This is a genomic window from Collinsella sp. AF20-14LB, from assembly GCF_003459505.1.
Taxonomy (GTDB): Bacteria; Actinomycetota; Coriobacteriia; order Coriobacteriales; family Coriobacteriaceae; genus Collinsella.
Map to the genome: position 1 here is coordinate 360 of NZ_QRWD01000012.1, position 17,006 is coordinate 17,365.

The 17,006-nt window shown below is 59.9% G+C and carries 17 protein-coding genes; 1 reads left to right on the forward strand and 16 read right to left on the reverse strand.

Annotation, left to right across the window (positions count from 1 at the left end):
- Positions 1–404: 404 nt before the first annotated feature.
- From DWX63_RS07090 to DWX63_RS07100, 3 genes are all read right to left on the reverse strand, one after another.
- A complete protein-coding gene (locus DWX63_RS07090) occupies positions 405–1,805 on the reverse strand; it encodes a phosphoglucomutase/phosphomannomutase family protein (protein WP_117843232.1) in 1,401 nt (466 codons plus the stop codon).
- 158 nt (positions 1,806–1,963) lie between these two features.
- Positions 1,964–2,857 (reverse strand): homocysteine S-methyltransferase family protein, encoded by an 894-nt coding sequence (locus DWX63_RS07095; protein ID WP_117843233.1) that lies wholly within the window; start codon positions 2,855–2,857, stop codon positions 1,964–1,966.
- Positions 2,858–2,867: 10 nt separating this feature from the next.
- Positions 2,868–3,290, reverse strand: a complete 423-nt coding sequence (locus DWX63_RS07100) for a metal-dependent transcriptional regulator (protein WP_035138800.1) — start codon at positions 3,288–3,290, stop codon at positions 2,868–2,870.
- Between the two features lie 57 nt (positions 3,291–3,347).
- Here DWX63_RS07100 and pepT point away from each other — a divergent pair, with 57 nt between their 5' ends.
- The gene (gene pepT / locus DWX63_RS07105) at positions 3,348–4,658 is read left to right on the forward strand and encodes a peptidase T (protein WP_233514500.1); all 1,311 of its coding nucleotides are present in this window, start codon (positions 3,348–3,350) and stop codon (positions 4,656–4,658) included.
- 251 nt (positions 4,659–4,909) lie between these two features.
- Here pepT and DWX63_RS07110 read toward each other — a convergent pair whose 3' ends face one another.
- From DWX63_RS07110 to glpK, 13 genes are all read right to left on the reverse strand, one after another.
- Entirely contained in the window at positions 4,910–6,142 is a 1,233-nt protein-coding gene (locus DWX63_RS07110; RefSeq protein WP_117734919.1) for an LCP family protein, read from the reverse strand.
- Between the two features lie 12 nt (positions 6,143–6,154).
- Positions 6,155–7,438 (reverse strand): UDP-N-acetylglucosamine 1-carboxyvinyltransferase, encoded by a 1,284-nt coding sequence (gene murA / locus DWX63_RS07115; RefSeq protein WP_117843235.1) that lies wholly within the window; start codon positions 7,436–7,438, stop codon positions 6,155–6,157.
- A gap of 88 nt (positions 7,439–7,526) precedes the next feature.
- Entirely contained in the window at positions 7,527–7,919 is a 393-nt protein-coding gene (atpC, locus tag DWX63_RS07120) for an ATP synthase F1 subunit epsilon (protein WP_117843236.1), read from the reverse strand.
- Positions 7,920–7,922: 3 nt separating this feature from the next.
- Entirely contained in the window at positions 7,923–9,377 is a 1,455-nt protein-coding gene (gene atpD / locus DWX63_RS07125; protein WP_006235717.1) for a F0F1 ATP synthase subunit beta, read from the reverse strand.
- Positions 9,377–10,285, reverse strand: a complete 909-nt coding sequence (gene atpG / locus DWX63_RS07130) for an ATP synthase F1 subunit gamma (protein ID WP_117843237.1) — start codon at positions 10,283–10,285, stop codon at positions 9,377–9,379. The genes atpD and atpG overlap by 1 nt, the downstream gene beginning before the upstream one ends.
- Positions 10,286–10,290: 5 nt before the next feature.
- On the reverse strand, positions 10,291–11,889 hold the full coding sequence (gene atpA / locus DWX63_RS07135) for a F0F1 ATP synthase subunit alpha (RefSeq protein WP_117843238.1): 1,599 nt from the start codon (positions 11,887–11,889) through the stop codon (positions 10,291–10,293).
- On the reverse strand, positions 11,889–12,365 hold the full coding sequence (locus DWX63_RS07140) for a FoF1 ATP synthase subunit delta (RefSeq protein WP_117843239.1): 477 nt from the start codon (positions 12,363–12,365) through the stop codon (positions 11,889–11,891). Before DWX63_RS07140 ends, atpA begins: the two co-directional genes overlap by 1 nt.
- Positions 12,355–12,957 carry a F0F1 ATP synthase subunit B gene (gene atpF / locus DWX63_RS07145; RefSeq protein ID WP_117635548.1) on the reverse strand — a complete coding sequence of 201 codons (603 nt, stop codon included), beginning with the start codon at positions 12,955–12,957 and terminating at the stop codon, positions 12,355–12,357. The genes DWX63_RS07140 and atpF overlap by 11 nt, the downstream gene beginning before the upstream one ends.
- Positions 12,958–12,972: 15 nt before the next feature.
- Positions 12,973–13,167, reverse strand: coding sequence for an ATP synthase subunit C (locus DWX63_RS07150; protein WP_022094262.1), 195 nt, complete (start codon positions 13,165–13,167; stop codon positions 12,973–12,975).
- A gap of 124 nt (positions 13,168–13,291) precedes the next feature.
- A complete protein-coding gene (atpB, locus tag DWX63_RS07155; RefSeq protein ID WP_117843240.1) occupies positions 13,292–14,095 on the reverse strand; it encodes a F0F1 ATP synthase subunit A in 804 nt (267 codons plus the stop codon).
- 3 nt (positions 14,096–14,098) lie between these two features.
- A complete protein-coding gene (locus tag DWX63_RS07160; RefSeq protein ID WP_117734915.1) occupies positions 14,099–14,410 on the reverse strand; it encodes a hypothetical protein in 312 nt (103 codons plus the stop codon).
- Between the two features lie 281 nt (positions 14,411–14,691).
- Positions 14,692–15,339 carry a uracil phosphoribosyltransferase gene (upp, locus tag DWX63_RS07165; RefSeq protein WP_117734914.1) on the reverse strand — a complete coding sequence of 216 codons (648 nt, stop codon included), beginning with the start codon at positions 15,337–15,339 and terminating at the stop codon, positions 14,692–14,694.
- A gap of 123 nt (positions 15,340–15,462) precedes the next feature.
- Positions 15,463–17,004, reverse strand: coding sequence for a glycerol kinase GlpK (gene glpK, locus DWX63_RS07170; protein ID WP_117843241.1), 1,542 nt, complete (start codon positions 17,002–17,004; stop codon positions 15,463–15,465).
- Positions 17,005–17,006: the final 2 nt, after the last annotated feature.

The following is a 17,006-nucleotide window of genomic DNA, read 5'->3' on the forward strand; positions in this document are numbered from 1 at the left end:
AATGGGCCTCGAGCCCGTCCGGTCCTCACAACTTTTACGCTGATCGGTTCCGTTCGATTCATATGGTTCTGTTTGATAGGAAAAGGAATTTCTCGGGGCCGCCTCTCGGCGGCCTTGCGAAAAACAAATCCAAGTCAGACCATTTCAAATGGTTCGATGTCTGCCCGGATGCGACACATCTGTTGTGTCCATCCTCGCAGTATCCGGTTCTCAAGGTGCACGCCTGCGCGGCTGATCCGGTCCGACCGGGCCGCGCGGCAAGGAGATATATTGCCAGACCGGAGGGGCCCCGGGGGCGGGAATCTGGGCGTACACATTTCCTCCACAGTTTGGAATCCGACTAACGTTTGCCAGCCGTTAACTACCGCTCGCCGAGCATCTCTTTATATAAGGCAGTCTCATGGTTAAAGCGGATACGTCCCCCTAGCTAAAGCACAGCCAGCATCGAGCAACTCATCACGTTCTTCCACCGAGAACCCCTCGGCGTAGACGCGCACCACTGGTTCGGTCCCGCTAGGACGGACCAGCAGCCACGTGTCATCCTCGAATGCCAAACGCAAGCCATCCATATGACTAACGTTTTGCGGCACCTTGCCACAAATCGACTTGGGGTTTACGCCTGGCAGCAGGGTTCGTAACGTTTCGGCATCTTCGGCCTCAAGGCGCAAATCGCGTCGACCGTAACTCGTCTTACCAAAACTGTCCTCGAGTTGGTCGACCAGAACGCCCAAAGGCGCGTTCGTCTTTGCCATAAGCTCGCACAGAATCAGACAGGCGAGGATTCCATCGCGCTCGGGCATATGCGCGGCGATGCCGATACCACCGGCTTCTTCGCCGCCTATGAGGACGCCGCCCTTCTTCATCTCGGCCGCTATATATTTGAAACCGACTGGTTTGACGGTCACGCGGCAGCCAAGCGCCTCGGCAATGCGACGCACGAGCGTCGAGCATGAGAGATTGACGACGACGCGCCCCTCCAAATTACGAAATTGAACCAAGTCGCCCAAAACGAGCGCCATGATCTGATGCGGATGTATATATCTGCCGCGCTCGTCAACCGCGCCGATACGGTCGGCGTCGCCGTCGGTCACCAGGCCAGCGCAAGCTCCGTCCTCGATAACCGTGCGCTCGCAAGCGTCCACCCACGGCTCAACGGGGTCGGGGCAGATATCTTCTTGGTCAGGTGCCTGCCCGGCATGAATCTCGTGCACCTCAACGCCAAGCTCGCGCAGCAAGTCAGCTAGATAGCCCTGGGCTGCACCGCCCATGGGATCAACCACCACGCGCAGGTGCGCGGCGCGGATGGCTTCGGCATCGACAAACGATGCCACCGCCTGCATATAGTCAGGAATGATATCCGCGGTGCGATATTGCCCCTCGATCCCCATTGGCTCGGGAGCCATGGTCTCTTCGAGCTCTTCGATGACATCCTGGTTGGCGGTCGAGCCGTCACCCATGCGAATCTTGAGGCACAGATAACCCTGCGGATGATGGGACCCCGTCACCATGAGCGCGCCGCACGCCTCACCGTCATACGCCGCCGCCCACGTAAGGGCGGGGGTCGGAACAGGCCGAGATGCGAGCACTGCGTCCAATCCGTGAGCGGCAAGCACGCCTGCCGCAAGCTCAGCAAACTCGCGCGCCTGCGGCCGGGTGTCGAACCCTATATATACTGTTTTGCCGGGATTGATCTTTTGCCACAACTCGCCGACGGCATCGGCAATGCGGGCAACGTTGTCGACGGTAAAGTCGTCGTCGACGCGGGCGCGCCAACCGTCAGTTCCAAAATGAATTATCGCGCACACGCGCAGACACCTCACAGTGTTTGGATCATGGTACGCATGAGGTATACCCGCAGCACGCACTCGGCAACCTGTCGGCACCAGCATTCACCATTTGGGCAAATGCTGCCGAGGACATGCAAGCAGTAAAAAAACCGCCCCGTATGGAGCGGTTTTGCCCTTTATATATCGAGCGCCTCGGCCATCGCTGCCGTAGTGATTGCCGTGGTTCCACAGCAACTGCCCACCATTGCGGCACCGGCATGTCTCCATTCGATGCATGCGCGCGCGAAAGCTTCGGGGTTCTCGTGCCATACGGGGCCATCCTGAGTCTGGACCGGATCGCCCACGTTGGGACGCACCGTGACGGGAGTAGTCGCCGATGCAACCATCTTGGGCACCGCCGCGTTCGCGGCCGCAAGCGAACAGCAATTAACACCAACCGAGTTTGCGCCGTGTTTTTCGGCGTACAAAACGGCTGCCTCGATGTTGAGGCCATCGCCCAACAGGTCGCCTTTATCGTCAACGACAAAACTCACCAGGACAGGCATGTCGTCGGCGGCATCTCGGGCGCCGGCAAGCATGGGCTGCAAATTACGGATAGACGTCACCGTCTCGATCAGCAGACCGTCAACACCAGCATTGAGCAAGGCGTGCGCCTGTTCGCGCGCAATGCCTCGGATTTCACGATACTCGACAGAGTCTTCGGCAAACCACTCGATACCGATCGGGCCCATCGAGCCCAGTAGCAGCTGAGGGTGCGCCTGGCGGGCATCGTCGACGGCCCCGCGATTGACCTCCGCCACGGACGGCGCAATCTGATCGTGCTTGAGGGCATAGCTTGATGCCTGAAAGGTGTTGGTAATGAGCACCTGCGCGCCGGCGGCGACATACAAGCGATGAATACGAGAAACGGTCTGCGGCTCTGCCAGATTCCAAAACGCCGGTGGAATGTCGGCGGCATCGTACTCACTCAACAGAACACTGCCCATGGGGCCCTGCGCCAACAAGGTCTCGCTCGACAAGCGGCGCGTAAGTTCCTCGGCACCAAAGCGGTTGTAATAACTCGTATCCATATATATCCCGCTATTCCTCGACGCTGATTCCCTGCTTTTCGAGATAGGCGAGCCAGCGGTTCATCGTGTCCTCGGAAAGCGCATGCTCCATCATGCAGGCCTCGGAATCGGCTCGCTCAAATTCGACACCGAGCTCCTGAACCAAAAACGTGCGGATGAGGCGATGACGGTACCAGATAGCCGTACCAACCTCGCGGCCGCGATCGGTCAGGACTACCTTGCCGTAGTGCGATTGCTCGACAAGTTCGGATGCTTTGAGCGCCGAAACCGCTTTATTGACCGATGCCTTGGAGACGCCAAGGCGCTGCGCGATGTCGACCGATCGCACGCCGTTGGTTTCCCCCTCTTCGCTTTCAATGCGAACCATGCACTCCAAGTAGTCTTCGTTCGCCACCGTCAGATGTAGTTCGCGCGAGCTATTTGTCGTATCCATGATCTTCCGTCCCTTCTGCATTCATTGGCTGATTCTACCCCATCCAAGCGTCGCGGTATGCCGTGGCATACCGTGCTAGAGTTCTTGTTGCACACGACGACCAAGATTGGAGCGGTCTTTATGGAAAACATCACCACGAACCCCGATGTCCTCGAGCGCTTTTTGCGCTACGTCCAGATCAACACGCAGTCCGAGGATGCAAACTGCGATCAGGTACCCTCGAGCGCCGTTCAGTTTGACCTTGCCAACGTGCTGGCTGAAGAGCTGCGCGAGCTTGGTGCGGAAGATGCCCACGTGACCGAGCACGCCTATGTCTGCGCACATATCCCCGCAAGTGTGGGCGCTGAGAACAAGCCTGCCCTGGGCCTGATCGCCCATCTCGACACCACCGAAGTTGCACCGGGCGCCGGCGTGAAGCCGCACATCGTGCACTACGAAGGCGGCGACCTGGTCTGCGGCACGGTTGACGGTAAGCCCGTTGCCATGAGTACCGCCAAGCTTCCCGCCCTGAACAACCTCGCGGGTGAGGACCTGGTCTGCAGCGATGGCACCACGCTGCTGGGCGCGGACGACAAGGCGGGCGTCGCCGAGATCATGTCGCTTGTCGCGCGTATCGCTCAGGACCCTTCTCTGCCCCATCCCGCACTCGGCATTTGCTTCTGCCCTGACGAGGAGATCGGCCACGGAGCCGAGCTGTTGGATATCGATACCTTTGGCTGCAAGTACGCCTACACGGTCGACGGTGGCCCCATCGGCGAGCTGGAGTGGGAGTGCTTTAACGCCGCCGAGGCGACCGTCCGCTTTGAGGGCCAGTCCATCCACCCGGGCGACGCCAAGGGCCGTATGGTCAACGCAGGCAATCTGTTCTGCGACTTCAACGCGTTGCTCCCCTACATGCAGCGCCCGGAGTATACGGAAGGCTACGAGGGCTTTTATCACCTTGAGGGTGTATCTGCAACCGTCGATCACGCCACAGCGCGCTATATCGTCCGCGACCATGACGCCGCCAAGTTCCAGCAGAAACTCGACCTTATTGATGCAGCCGCCTCGATGCTCAACCAGCGCCTGGGTGAGGAGCGCGTGACGGTCGAGATTCAGCAGCAGTATCGAAATATGGCCGAGATCGTTCGTGACTATCCCGAGCTTATTGATGTTGCCAAGGAAGCCTACCTTGCCTGCGGCGTTGAGCCCCAAGTGCTGCCGATTCGCGGCGGCACCGACGGCGCGCAGCTGTCGTTCCGCGGTCTGCCCTGCCCCAACCTTTCCACCGGCGGCTATTGCTACCACGGCGTCAACGAGTTTGTCCCGGTCAGTTCGCTCGTCAAGATGACCGACGTTTTGCAGGAGCTCGTCGCCCGCTTCGCATAAGCCTGGCTGCATAAGCCCAAAAGACGAACCGCCCCGTCCTCTACAGAGAACGGGGCGGTTTTTGATACAAGGGAAGTGGTCAACATCGCAGGTTGAGCCAACGTCAGCGAGCGACGTCCAAGGCGAACAAGTTGGCATGAAAAAGGCAGGGCATTGACCTTCTGGTCATGCCCTGCCTTTTGAATGACAAATTGTCGCCTTGGGCGGCGCGCAGCGTCGAGCCGTTACGGCGTTTGGTAAAACGCCGTAACTTAGTAGTTGGCTTCGTAGCCGTTACCGTCGCCGGTGGGCTCTTCGTAGTAGTCCGAATCGCTCGAATCGCTTGAGTCATCGGAATCGTCAGAGCTGACCGATGAGGTTGCGGTACCGTTTGCGTAGTCGTCAGACGTATTGTTGTTCAGGTCGCCGATCGTAGAGCTGGAACCGTCGGAAAGACCCATGGTGTTGGGACCCTTGGGATCCTTGCCGGCATCGACACGCTCCATCATTTCCTTGAGCTCGTCCTCGTAGACAAAGACGTAGCTCACACCGTCGATCATGGTGCTGTCGTCGGCGTACGAGGGCAGGTTGGCCGAGTAGATACCGTCGACGTCCATACCGCGCATGGCGTTGACCGTAGACACGATATCCTGAACGCTCATATCGGTTACGAGCATATCGGACAGCGAATTAACCAGGCCAAAGATCTTCGTGGCATCGAAGTTATTGAGAATCTGGTTGGCAAGGGCGCCAAGCACCTGACGCTGGTGGCGCATGCGCGTGTAATCGCCGTCGGCATAGATGTAGCGGCAGCGGGCATAGGTAAGGGCGGTAGCTCCGTCCATATGCTGCTGACCAGCGGTAATCTTAATATCCAGGTGCTCGGGGTCGTCAACATCATCGGTTGCGTTAATGTCGATACCGCCAACCGAATCAATCAGCGCCTGCATACCGTCGAAGCTGACCTCGGCATAGTGGGAAATCTGAACACCGCACAGCTCGTTGACCGCCTCGACCATGGCTTCGGCGCCGCCAACGGTATGGCAGGCGTTGATCTTCATGGTCTCGCCCTTGTACACGACCCTGGTATCGCGCGGAACGGAAATGAGCGTCGCCTGCTTTTGCGTGGGGTCGATGCGTGCCAAGATAATCGAGTCGGCACGATACGTATCCTCGCCCGGACGGCCGTCGGTGCCAAGAAGCAGCACGTAGAACGGATCCTTTGCCTCATCGGTGTCAACCAGAACCCGACGCAGATTGTCGGTAATGACATTAGAATCGCCGAGCTTGCCCATAATGGTGGCAAACCACAGGCCGGCAGCGGTAGTGGCACTCAGCAGCACGCCAAGCACGACAATGAGCGCGACGTGACGAATCGTGTGGCTACGACGGCGCTGGCGGGCGCGCTCGGAATAGCGAGCGACGTTGTCGCGGCTGTAGATCTTGGCCTGCGCACCAGTCGAGGGTCTTCGGGTGTTATCCGCCAGGGGCTTCTTGTTAAACATAGGCAACCTGCATTAGTAGATGACGGGATCGGGGACGGTGGCATGTTCGACATGCGCGCCAAGCGCCTGCAGCTTTTCGACAAACTGCTCGTAGCCACGTTTGATGTGATGGATGGCAGAGACCTCGGTGACGCCGTCGGCGATAAGACCGGCAACCACAAGCGCCGCGCCGCCACGAAGGTCGGGCGAGGTGACCTGTGCACCCGAGAAGCCCTTGACGCCATGAATCATGGCATGATGGCTCTCGATACGAATGTCGGCACCCATGCGCACCAGCTCAGAGGCAAACATAAAGCGATTCTCGAAGATGTTCTCGGTAATAACGGAACTGCCATCGGCGAGGGCGGAGAGCACCATAATTTGTGCCTGCATGTCGGTCGGGAAGCCGGGGAACGGAAGCGTCTGGATGTCGACCGGCTTGATGCGCTCGGCGCGATTCACGTGAACGCCGTCGTCGGTACGCTCGCAATCGATGCCCATGAGCTCCATCTTCTTGAGCACCATGCCCAGATGGATGGGGCAAAAACCCGTAACGTCGACACCGCGATCGTCAGCCATCAGCGCACCGGCGACGATAAAGGTACCGGCCTCGATGCGGTCGCCCACCACGCGATGGGTAACGGGATGGAGCTCTTCCACGCCCTCGATGGTCACGACAGGCGTACCGGCGCCGACAATCTTGGCGCCCATTTCGTTGAGCATGTTGGCGAGATCGACGATCTCGGGCTCGCGGGCGGCATTGTCGATAACCGTGGTGCCCTGTGCGCACACAGAGGCCATGATGAGGTTCTCGGTCGCACCGACACTGGCAAACTCGAGCGTGACGGTGGTGCCGCGCAGGCCCTGAGGCGCGCTGGCGTTGATGTAGCCGTGGGCGGTATCAAACTCTACGCCCAGGGCCTCAAGACCCAGAATGTGCATATCGATCTTGCGAGCACCCAGGTTGCAGCCGCCCGGCATGGCGATCTTGGCGCGATGGAAGCGACCCAGCAGGGGTCCCATGACGGCGGTGGAAGCACGCATCTTGGCAACGAGCTCGTAGGGGGCCTCCCAAGAATCGGCCTGAGAGGTATCGATCTCGAGCGTGTGCTCGTCGAGAACATCGATCGTAGCGCCCATGCCCTTGAGCACCTTGCCCATCACGTGGACATCGGAAATATCGGGCACGTTCTGCAGCGTCGTCTTGCCCGGCGCCAGAAGCGTTGCCGCCATGAGTTTGAGCGCGGAGTTCTTGGCACCCGAAACGGGCACGGAGCCTCCGATGGCATGGCCACCCTCAACGCGGATAATATCCAAGGTCTACCCTTTCAAAAAGCATGCCCGGGGTGGCTGGGCCATCCCGGGCATGATGTGTTCGCAAATGGTCGAACGTTAAATCGTTTGACTATTGGGCAAGCTTGAGCTTACACCATGCGATTTCATTATAGAGGTAGGCGCGGCGTGCATCATCCTCCGACAAATTACCCAGCTTCTCTTCAAAACCTTGAATATCAGCTTTAAGCTTGTCGGCATCGACGGTCGCCAGATCGCAAGCGCGCTCGGCGAGAACGGTCACGACATCGTCCGCAACCTGGGCATAGCCGCCGGCCACGGCAAACGTGTGGTCGACAGCGCCCATGGCCTTATCGGAAACGCGAACGTAACCGCGGTCGATCGTGCAGATCTCGCTGGAGTGAGCAGGCAGAACGCCAAACTCGCCGTCCGTGGACGGAATCGACACAAACGCAGCGTCGCCCTCATAGGCGCAGCTCACGGGGCACACGATGCGGATACGCATAACCTACTTCTCCCCCATCTTGCGGGCGCGCTCGCGCACGTCCTCAATCGTGGAAGCATAGCGGAAAGCCTGCTCGGGCAGGTCATCGGCCTTGCCGTCGACAATCTCGGCAAAGGAGCGGACGGTATCCTCGACGCGGACGTAGACACCGGGATTGCCGGTGAACTTCTCGGCGACGTGGAAGGACTGCGAGAGGAACTGCTGAATCTTACGAGCGCGGTTGACCGTAAGGCGCTGCTCCTCGGACAGCTCGTCCATACCCAGAATGGCGATGATGTCCTGAAGGTCGGAGTACTCCTGCAGGAGCTCCTGGACCTTGACGGCGACACGGTAGTGCTCCTCGCCGACGATCGAGGGATCGAGAGCGTCGGAGGAAGACGCGAGCGGGTCGATAGCCGGGAACAGGCCGAGCGACGAAATGCTACGCGAAAGAACCGTGGTGGCGTCGAGGTGCGTAAACGTCGTGGCAGGCGCCGGGTCGGTCAGGTCGTCTGCGGGGACGTAGACAGCCTGGACGGAGGTAATTGAGCCCGTCTTGGTCGAGGTAATGCGCTCCTGGAGGTCGCCCATCTCGGTTGCCAGCGTGGGCTGGTAACCAACGGCGGACGGCATACGGCCCAGCAGTGCGGAAACCTCGGAACCTGCCTGGGAGAAGCGGAAGATGTTGTCGATGAACAGCAGAACGTCCTGGCCACGATCACGGAAATACTCAGCGGTGGTAAGGCCGGCCAGACCGATGCGCAGACGCGCTCCGGGCGGCTCGTTCATCTGACCATAGACCAAGCAGGTCTTGTCGATAACGCCAGACTCGCTCATCTCGAGGAACAGGTCGGTGCCCTCGCGGGTACGCTCGCCGACGCCGGTGAACACCGAGGTGCCGCCGTGCTCCTGGGCGAGGTTGTTGATGAGCTCCTGAATCAGAACGGTCTTGCCGACGCCGGCGCCGCCGAACAGGCCCGTCTTGCCGCCACGGATGTAGGGCTCAAGCAGGTCGACGGCCTTGATGCCGGTCTCGAAGATCTCGGTCTTGGTGGTGAGCTCGTCAAAGCGGGGCGCTGCATGGTGGATGGGGTAGAACTCCTCCACCTCGGGCATGGGCTTGCCGTCGACGGGCTTGCCCATGACGTTCCAAATGCGGCCGAGCGTCTTGGGACCAACGGGCATCTTCATGGGCTCACCGGTATCGGTGGCGATGAGGCCGCGCTGCAGGCCGTCGGTCGAGGACATGGCGACCGTGCGGACGACGCCGCCCGGAAGCTGACTCTCGACCTCGAGGATCGTGCTCAGATGACCGATCGGGGTCTCGGCCTCGACCGTGAGCGCGTTGTAGATCGGGGGCACCGCGCCGTCAAACTTGACGTCGACGACAGGGCCGATGATACGCACGATGCGACCATCACCGGCAGTCGTCTTCTTGGTGGCTTCCTCGACCGCAAGCTTTACGGTGTTATTAGCCATTACTGTTCCTCCAATGCTGAGGCTCCGCCGACGATCTCGTTAATCTCGGTCGTGATCGAAGCCTGGCGCACGCGACTATACGTGCGAGTAAGGGTCGAGATGATCGCGGTGGCGTTTTCCGTCGCGGAGTGCATGGCCTTGCGGCGTGCACCCTGCTCGGCAGCCGCCGAATCGATCAGGGCCTGGTAGATGACCGTCAGGATATACGACGGTACAAGCTTGCCGAGAACATGCTCGGGAGAGGGCACGAACTCGAACGTGGACGAGATGCGCTTAGGGGCGTCGGTCTCGTTCTTACGCGGACCGTGGGCCATAGCGATCATCTCGGGGTCGAGCGGCAACAGATGCTCGACGCGAAGCTCCTGATCCACGCGGTTCTTTGCGTGGTGGTAGACAAGCTCGACACGGTCAAGCTCACCGGCACGATACGCATCGCAGATATGAGAGGAGATCATGCGGGCCTGATTGAAATCGGGCTCAGAGGAGTTGCCCTCAAAGTGCATGATGACGTTTGCGCGGTCGCGAAAATACGTGGCCGGCTTGCGCCCGCACGCGATGATCTCGCACTCGATGCCGTCGTTCGCCCAAGAAGCGGCGAGCTTTTCGGCCGTACGCTCCACCGTCGTATTGAAACCGCCGGCAAGGCCGCGGTCCGAGGCAATGACGACAATCAGGCCATGCTTGACGTTCTCATGCTTCTGCAGCATGGGATCGGTGCCCGAACAGGAGGCGTCGCCGGCGACCGTCAACATGACGTCGGTCAGCGCCTCCTTATAGGGCTCGGCCTGCTTGGAGCGATCGAGGGCACGACGGATCTTGGCCGTAGAGACCATCTCCATCGTGCGCGTGATCTGCTTGGTCGTGGTAACCGAGGAGATTCGCTTCTTAATGTCGCGAAGGTTGGCCATAGGGCTTAGTTCTCCTCTGATCCAGAAACATCCGAATGGTGCTTGGCCATGAACTGCTGCTTAAAGTCGCCGATGACGCGCAAGAGCTCAGCCTTGGTGTCATCATCGATCTTCTTGGCGCGAACCTTGTCGAGCAGCAAGCCAAAGCCATTGTCCATGTACTCGATGAGCTCGGCACGGAAAGGCAGCACGTCGGCGATCTCCAGGTCGTCCAGGAAGCCCTCGTTGCCAGCGAACAGCGCAACGATCTGCTCGCCAACCTCAAATGGTTTATAACGCGGCTGCTTCAGGAGCTCGGTCATGCGGGCACCATGGGTCAGCTGCTTCTGAGTAGCCTCGTCAAGGTCGGAGCCGAACTGCGTAAAGCCGGCGAGCTCCTGATACGAAGCGAGGTCTAGACGGAGGTTGCCGGCGACCTGCTTCATGGCCTTGGTCTGCGCGTCGCCACCAACGCGGGACACGGAAATGCCCACGTCGACTGCCGGGCGCTGACCCTGGAAGAAGAGCTCGGACTGCAGGTAGATCTGACCATCGGTAATGGAAATGACGTTGGTCGGAATGTAGGCCGAGACATCGCCGTCCTGGGTCTCGATGATCGGCAGTGCCGTCATGGAGCCGTAGCCGTTCTTCTTGGACATCTTGACGGCGCGCTCGAGCAGACGAGAGTGCAGGTAGAAGATATCGCCAGGATAGGCCTCGCGTCCGGGCGGACGATGCAGCGTCAGCGACATCTGACGGTAGGCCACAGCCTGCTTAGACAGGTCGTCGTAGATGACGAGCACGTGACCGCCGGGGTTGGTCTCGCTGGCGGGCTTACCATCCTCGCCGTTGTACATAAAGAATTCGCCGATAGCGGCACCGGCCATAGGCGCGATGTACTGCATAGGGGCGGAATCGGCAGCGGTGGCCGAAACGATGATGGTGTAGTCGAGCGCACCGTGCTGAGCGAGGGTCTCGCGGATGTTGGCAACCGTGGAGGCCTTCTGGCCGATGGCGACATAGATGCAGACCATGCCCTTGCCGCGCTGATTGAGGATAGCGTCGATTGCGATGGCGGTCTTACCGGTCTTACGGTCGCCGATGATGAGCTCACGCTGACCGCGGCCAATAGGCACCATAGAGTCGATAGCGAGCAGACCGGTCTGAACCGGCTCGCACACCGGGGTACGGTCGATGACGCCGGGGGCCTTGAACTCGATGGGGCGACGGTGCGTGGCGACGATGTCGCCCAGGCCATCGATGGGCTGGCCGAGCGGATTGACGACGCGGCCAAGCATAGCACGGCTCACAGGGATATCCATAATGCGGCCAGTGGTGCGGCACTCGTCGCCTTCCTTGATGGAGTCGACGGCACCAAACAGAACGGCGCCGACCTCGTCACGGTCAAGGTTCTGGGCAAGGCCGAAGACGGTCTCACCGGTATCGGAGCTCTTGAACTCCAGAAGCTCGCCTGCCATGGCGCTCTTGAGGCCGGAGACGCGCGCGATGCCGTCGCCTACCTCGTCGACCGTTGAAACCTCATGCGTATCGACCGTCGCGGAGAGACTCGTGAGCTGCTCCTGCAGTTTCTTGGCGATATCCTGGGCATTGAGGGTTTCGGACATTAGGCTTCACCTCCGTACGAATTAGCAGAGTTTGCGAGGGTCTCCTGCGCGATGCGCAGCTGCGTCTTGACGGAAATGTCACGACGCTCGCCGCGGGCCTCGAGCACCAGGCCGCCCACGATAGACGGGTCGACCTGCTCGATAAGGAATACCTTGCGGCAGAAATCCTGCTCGCATTTCTTAGTGATGGTTTGACGCAGCTCGTCGTCGAGCGGGATCGCCGTGGTGACGGTCACGCCCACTACATCCTCGTCTTCCTCGGCAACATACTTAAAGGCAGCTGCCACCTTGGGAAGAAGGTCGAGCTGATCGCGCTTGGACATGGTGTCGAGCACGGCGATGATCTCGGGGCTGGCAGAAGCCAAGCGCTCGATCATCTCGAGGTCCTCGAACACATGGTTCTCGGCCTTGGCGGCTTCCAGAAGGGAGCGCGCATAGGTCTCGAGCACCTTGTCCTGATAGCGGCTAGTCGGCATTCAGGCTACCTGCTTCCTGGATGTAGCGCTCGATGAGCTTCTTCTGCTCGGCCTCGTCCTCGAGTGCCTCGCCCACGATCTTGGTGGCGACGGCAACGGACAGGTCGGCGATGGAGCTCGCGGCACCGGCGTAGATGGACTTGCGCTCGTCCTCGACAGTCGTATGGGCCTTGGCGATGATCTCCTCTGCCTCCTTGTGAGCAGCCTCGATGATACGGGCGCGCTCGGACTCGGCGTCCTTACGGGCCTCGAGAACGATGTCGGCAGCCTGACGACGGGCGTCGGTGACGATCGAGTCGGACTCAGCGCGCTTGGCGATAGCCTCCTGCTTGGTCTTCTCGGCCTCGTCGAGGCTCTCCTCGATCTTCTTGCCGCGCTCCTCCATGGTTTTCATGATGCCCGGCAGGGCGACCTTGGCCAGCACGATCCAGATAATCAGGAAGGCGATAAGCGCCGGGATGAACTCCGCCATCTTAGGGATGAGGATGTCCGCACCGGCAGCGCCGTCCTCGGCGAACGCGGAAACCGGCATGAGCAGCGCGGCCGCGGACGCGGAGAGTGCGATCGCGCTCTTCTGGGATGAAAGATTCATACTTGACGCTCCGTGCTATTTAACGATCAGCGCGACAACGAAGCCGATCAGAGCCAGAGCCTCGCCGAAGGCGGAGCCCATGATGAAGACGGTGAACACGCGGCCTTGGACCTCAGGCTGACGGGCCATAGCACCCGTAGCACCCAGAGCAGACAGGCCGATAGCAAGACCAGCGCCGATAACACCGAGACCGTAACCGATAACTCCCACGATTCCTCCTTTGTCGTGCGTGTCTTATTTCACGCAGGATAACCTTTTTATAACTGCCGGGCTCCATGGGTACGGGCACCGGCGGTTTAACGAATTGCCTTACCTTTAAGACGCGAACGGAAGACTACTCCTCCTCCGCGACCTCCTCTGCCTCGGAGACATACACGGCGGTAAGGACCGTGAAGACGTAAGCCTGGATGGCACCGACCACAAGCTCGATCGCATAGATCAGGATGAGGATAGCAAGCCAGGCCAGCGAAGGCAGGGCACCGACGGCGTGGGCCGCGGAAACCTGCTGAAGCAGCGGCTGCATGAACATGCTCGCCATGATGGCGAACGAGCCCATGACCACGTGTCCTGCGAACATGTTGCAGAACAGACGGACGGCGAGTGTGATGAGGCGCAGGAAGGTCGAGAAAAGCTCGACGACCCACACAAGCACGTTCATCGGGAAGCTCACGCCCTGCGGGGCGAGGCTCTTGATGTAGCCGATCACACCGTGAGCCTTGCATCCGTAGTAGATGAAGTACGAGAAGGCGAAGATGGCGAGCGCGGCGGTGGAGCCGATTGCGCCGGTGCCGGGCTTCATTCCCGGGATCAGACCGATCATGTTATTGATCAGGATGAACAGGAAAAGCGAGCACAGGAACGGGAAGTGCTTCTTCCAGTTCTCACCCACGACGCCCTTGCCGATATCGTTCTCGACGTACTCGATGATGTACTCGAAACCGTTGACGAAGAAGCCCTTGGGAACCAGGGTCTGCTTCTTCTTGAACACGGCTAGGACGATCAGGAGCACGATCGTGGAGACGATCAGCCAAAACGAGTACTGCGTGATGCCGCAGCTCAGATCGCCCACGACGGGGGTGGAGCTGAACTCGCTAACCAGATGATTAATCTCATCAGGCAGCTTTTCAAAAATTTCCACGACTTACCTTTCGACCTCATGAGGATCTCGCAGCGCCTTGGCGACGCGAACCGTGCAGGCGGCCATAAAGGCCACGAAGCCGATCGCCTCGCCCAGGAGGAACATGCGAAATGCCTCTCCGAACAACACAAACACAACCAAGGTAAAGACGAGCAGGGCGATTGCCGAGACCGCCAGACTCACCATGCCCTTGAGCATGTCCGCATTCTGCTTATCGTCAAGAACCGGCTTGAGCGTAAAAACAAAGGGAAGAAAGGCGACCGCGCCCGCGATGACGCCTGCAACGATAGCGAGCAGATCGGCTATCTGAAACACTGGCGTCCTCACTTTCCTTCTTTAACGCTTCCCAGAACAGTTCCCGCCAAACATTGGTGACTATTTTACGAGCCAATCGCTAAAGTACAACCGAAAAAGCATCGGTTAATACTCACCTGTTCGTTTTCTTAAGACCTTCTTTATGTCGCAGGTAGGTAATACGTTTTTCTCGAACCCCTCTGGGCTAAACGTCCGTTAACAGGAGTGCGCGTGGACGTCTTTTGCTCGCCCGCGCGCACCATTTCTTCGTATTTGTGACCGTAGCCGACAAGGCCCGACGACTAGAGCGTGCCGTAGATGCGGTCGCCGGCGTCGCCCAGGCCGGGAACGATGTAGGCTGCCTCGTTGAGATGATCGTCGATGGCGCACGTATAAATATGTACGCCGGAGTCCTTTTCGGTCAGCGACTTGAGACCCTCGGGCGCGGCGACGATGCACAGCATGCGGATGTCCTTGACACCGCGCTCGCGCAGGTAGCTGATGGCCATCTCGGCCGAACCGCCCGTGGCGAGCATGGGGTCGACGACCAGGCAGGTGCGCTGGTCGATATCCTTGGGCATCTTGCAGTAATACTCGTGCGGCTCGTGGGTAACCTCGTCGCGCTCCATGCCGATGTGGCCCACGCGAGCGGAGGGCACCAGGTCGAGGATGCCGTCGACCATGCCAAGGCCCGCACGCAGGATGGGCACGATGGCGAGTTTCTTGCCGGCGAGTTGTTTGAACGTGGCGGTAGTGATGGGGGTCTCGACCTCGACGTCTTCCATAGGCAGGTCGCGCATGGCCTCGTAGCCGTCAAAAAGCGCGAGTTCGCGCACGAGCTGGCGGAACTGGTTGGTGCCGGTGTTTTTGTCGCGCAGGATCGACAGCTTGTGCTGGACGAGCGGGTGATCGACAAGCGTCACACGGGACGCGTCGTAGGTGACGGTCATGGGTTGATTGCCCCTTTCGTTGCGGCCGCAAAACGGCCTTGCTGACAAGGCGCGCAGCAATGTTGCCGCCGAACGCCATGCATTAGTTTAGCGGTTTATTGTATCGAGCAGCCCATCGCAGCCCTACTGTGCGGTACTGAGCGAGCGCTTGACTGCATCACGCCAGCCCGCAAGGTTTTGCTCGCGGCGCTCGGCAGACATGTGGGGAAGGAAGGTCCTAACGATCTGGGCATTTTGCTCCAGCTCTTCTAGGTCTTCCCAATAGCCGACGGCAAGACCCGCCAAGTACGCGGCACCGATTGCCGTGGTCTCCACCGTCTCGCATTGCAGCACGGGGATATCCAGCAGGTCGGCCTGGAATTGCATGATGAACTCGTTGCGCGAGGCACCGCCATCGACAGACAGGCGCTCGATCGAAAGCCCCACGTCCTGCTCCATGGCGCGCAGCACGTCGTAGCTCTGATATGCCATGGATTCGCAGGCGGCGCGTACGATGGTCGCACGGCTCGAGGCGCCGGTCAGACCGCACACGATACCGCGGGCATGCGGGTCCCACCAGGGAGCACCCAAACCCGCAAAGGCGGGAACGAAGTAGCATCCCTCGTTGTCGTTAATCGAAGCGGCGAGTTGTGCCGCCTCGCTCACGCTCGAGATGATGCCCATGTTGTTGCGAAGCCAGTTCATGGTGGAGCCGGCAGCGAAGATGGAGCCCTCGAGTGCATAGCTGATCTTCCCGTTCGCAGCGATACCGATGGTGGAGACCAGGCCGTTCTTGGATTCGACGATCTCGTCGCCGGTGTTCATGAGCATAAAGCAACCCGTGCCATAGGTGTTTTTGGTCTGGCCGGGACGGAAACAGCAGTGACCGAACAGCGACGCCTGCTGGTCGCCCGCCACGCCCATGATGGGCGGCGTGTTGGTCATGATGTCGCTCGCGACGCGGCCGTAGTCGCCCGAGCTCCAGCGAACCTCGGGCATCATGGAACGTGGAACGTCAAAGAGCGCCAGCAGGTCGTCGTCCCAATCGAGCGTATGGATATTAAAGAGCGCCGTGCGGCTGGCATTGGTGTAGTCGGTGGCAAAGATCTGGCCACCGGTGAGGTTGTAGATGAGCCAGGTGTCGATGGTGCCAAACATGAGGTCGCCCGCCGCCGCGCTCTCGCGTGCGCCGTCGACGTTGTCGAGAATCCACTGCACCTTGGAGGCCGAGAAATACGGGTCGAGCGTGAGTCCCGTGCGGGAGCGCACCAACTCCTCGCAACCCTGTTCAACCAACGCGTCGATTGCCGGCGCGGTACGGCGGCACTGCCATACGATGGCGTTATAGATCGGCTGACCGCTCACGCGGTCCCAGACCACCGTGGTCTCGCGCTGGTTGGAGATGCCGATGGCGGCAATGCGGTCGGAGTGGATACCGCTCTTAAACTGGACTTCCATCATGACGGCGATTTGACTGGCGAGGACCGCCATGGGGTCTTGCTCTACCCAACCGGGACGCGGAAAACTGGTTTTGACGCTGCGACGCGCCTGCGCGACGATGCATCCGTACTCGTCGACGATGGTCGCAAGTACCGAGGTGGTGCCGCAGTCGAGCGCCATGATGTAGGAACCGCCAAAGTTAAACGAAGCATCTTCCATGCCCAGGCTGCCCAGATTCAACGACATCG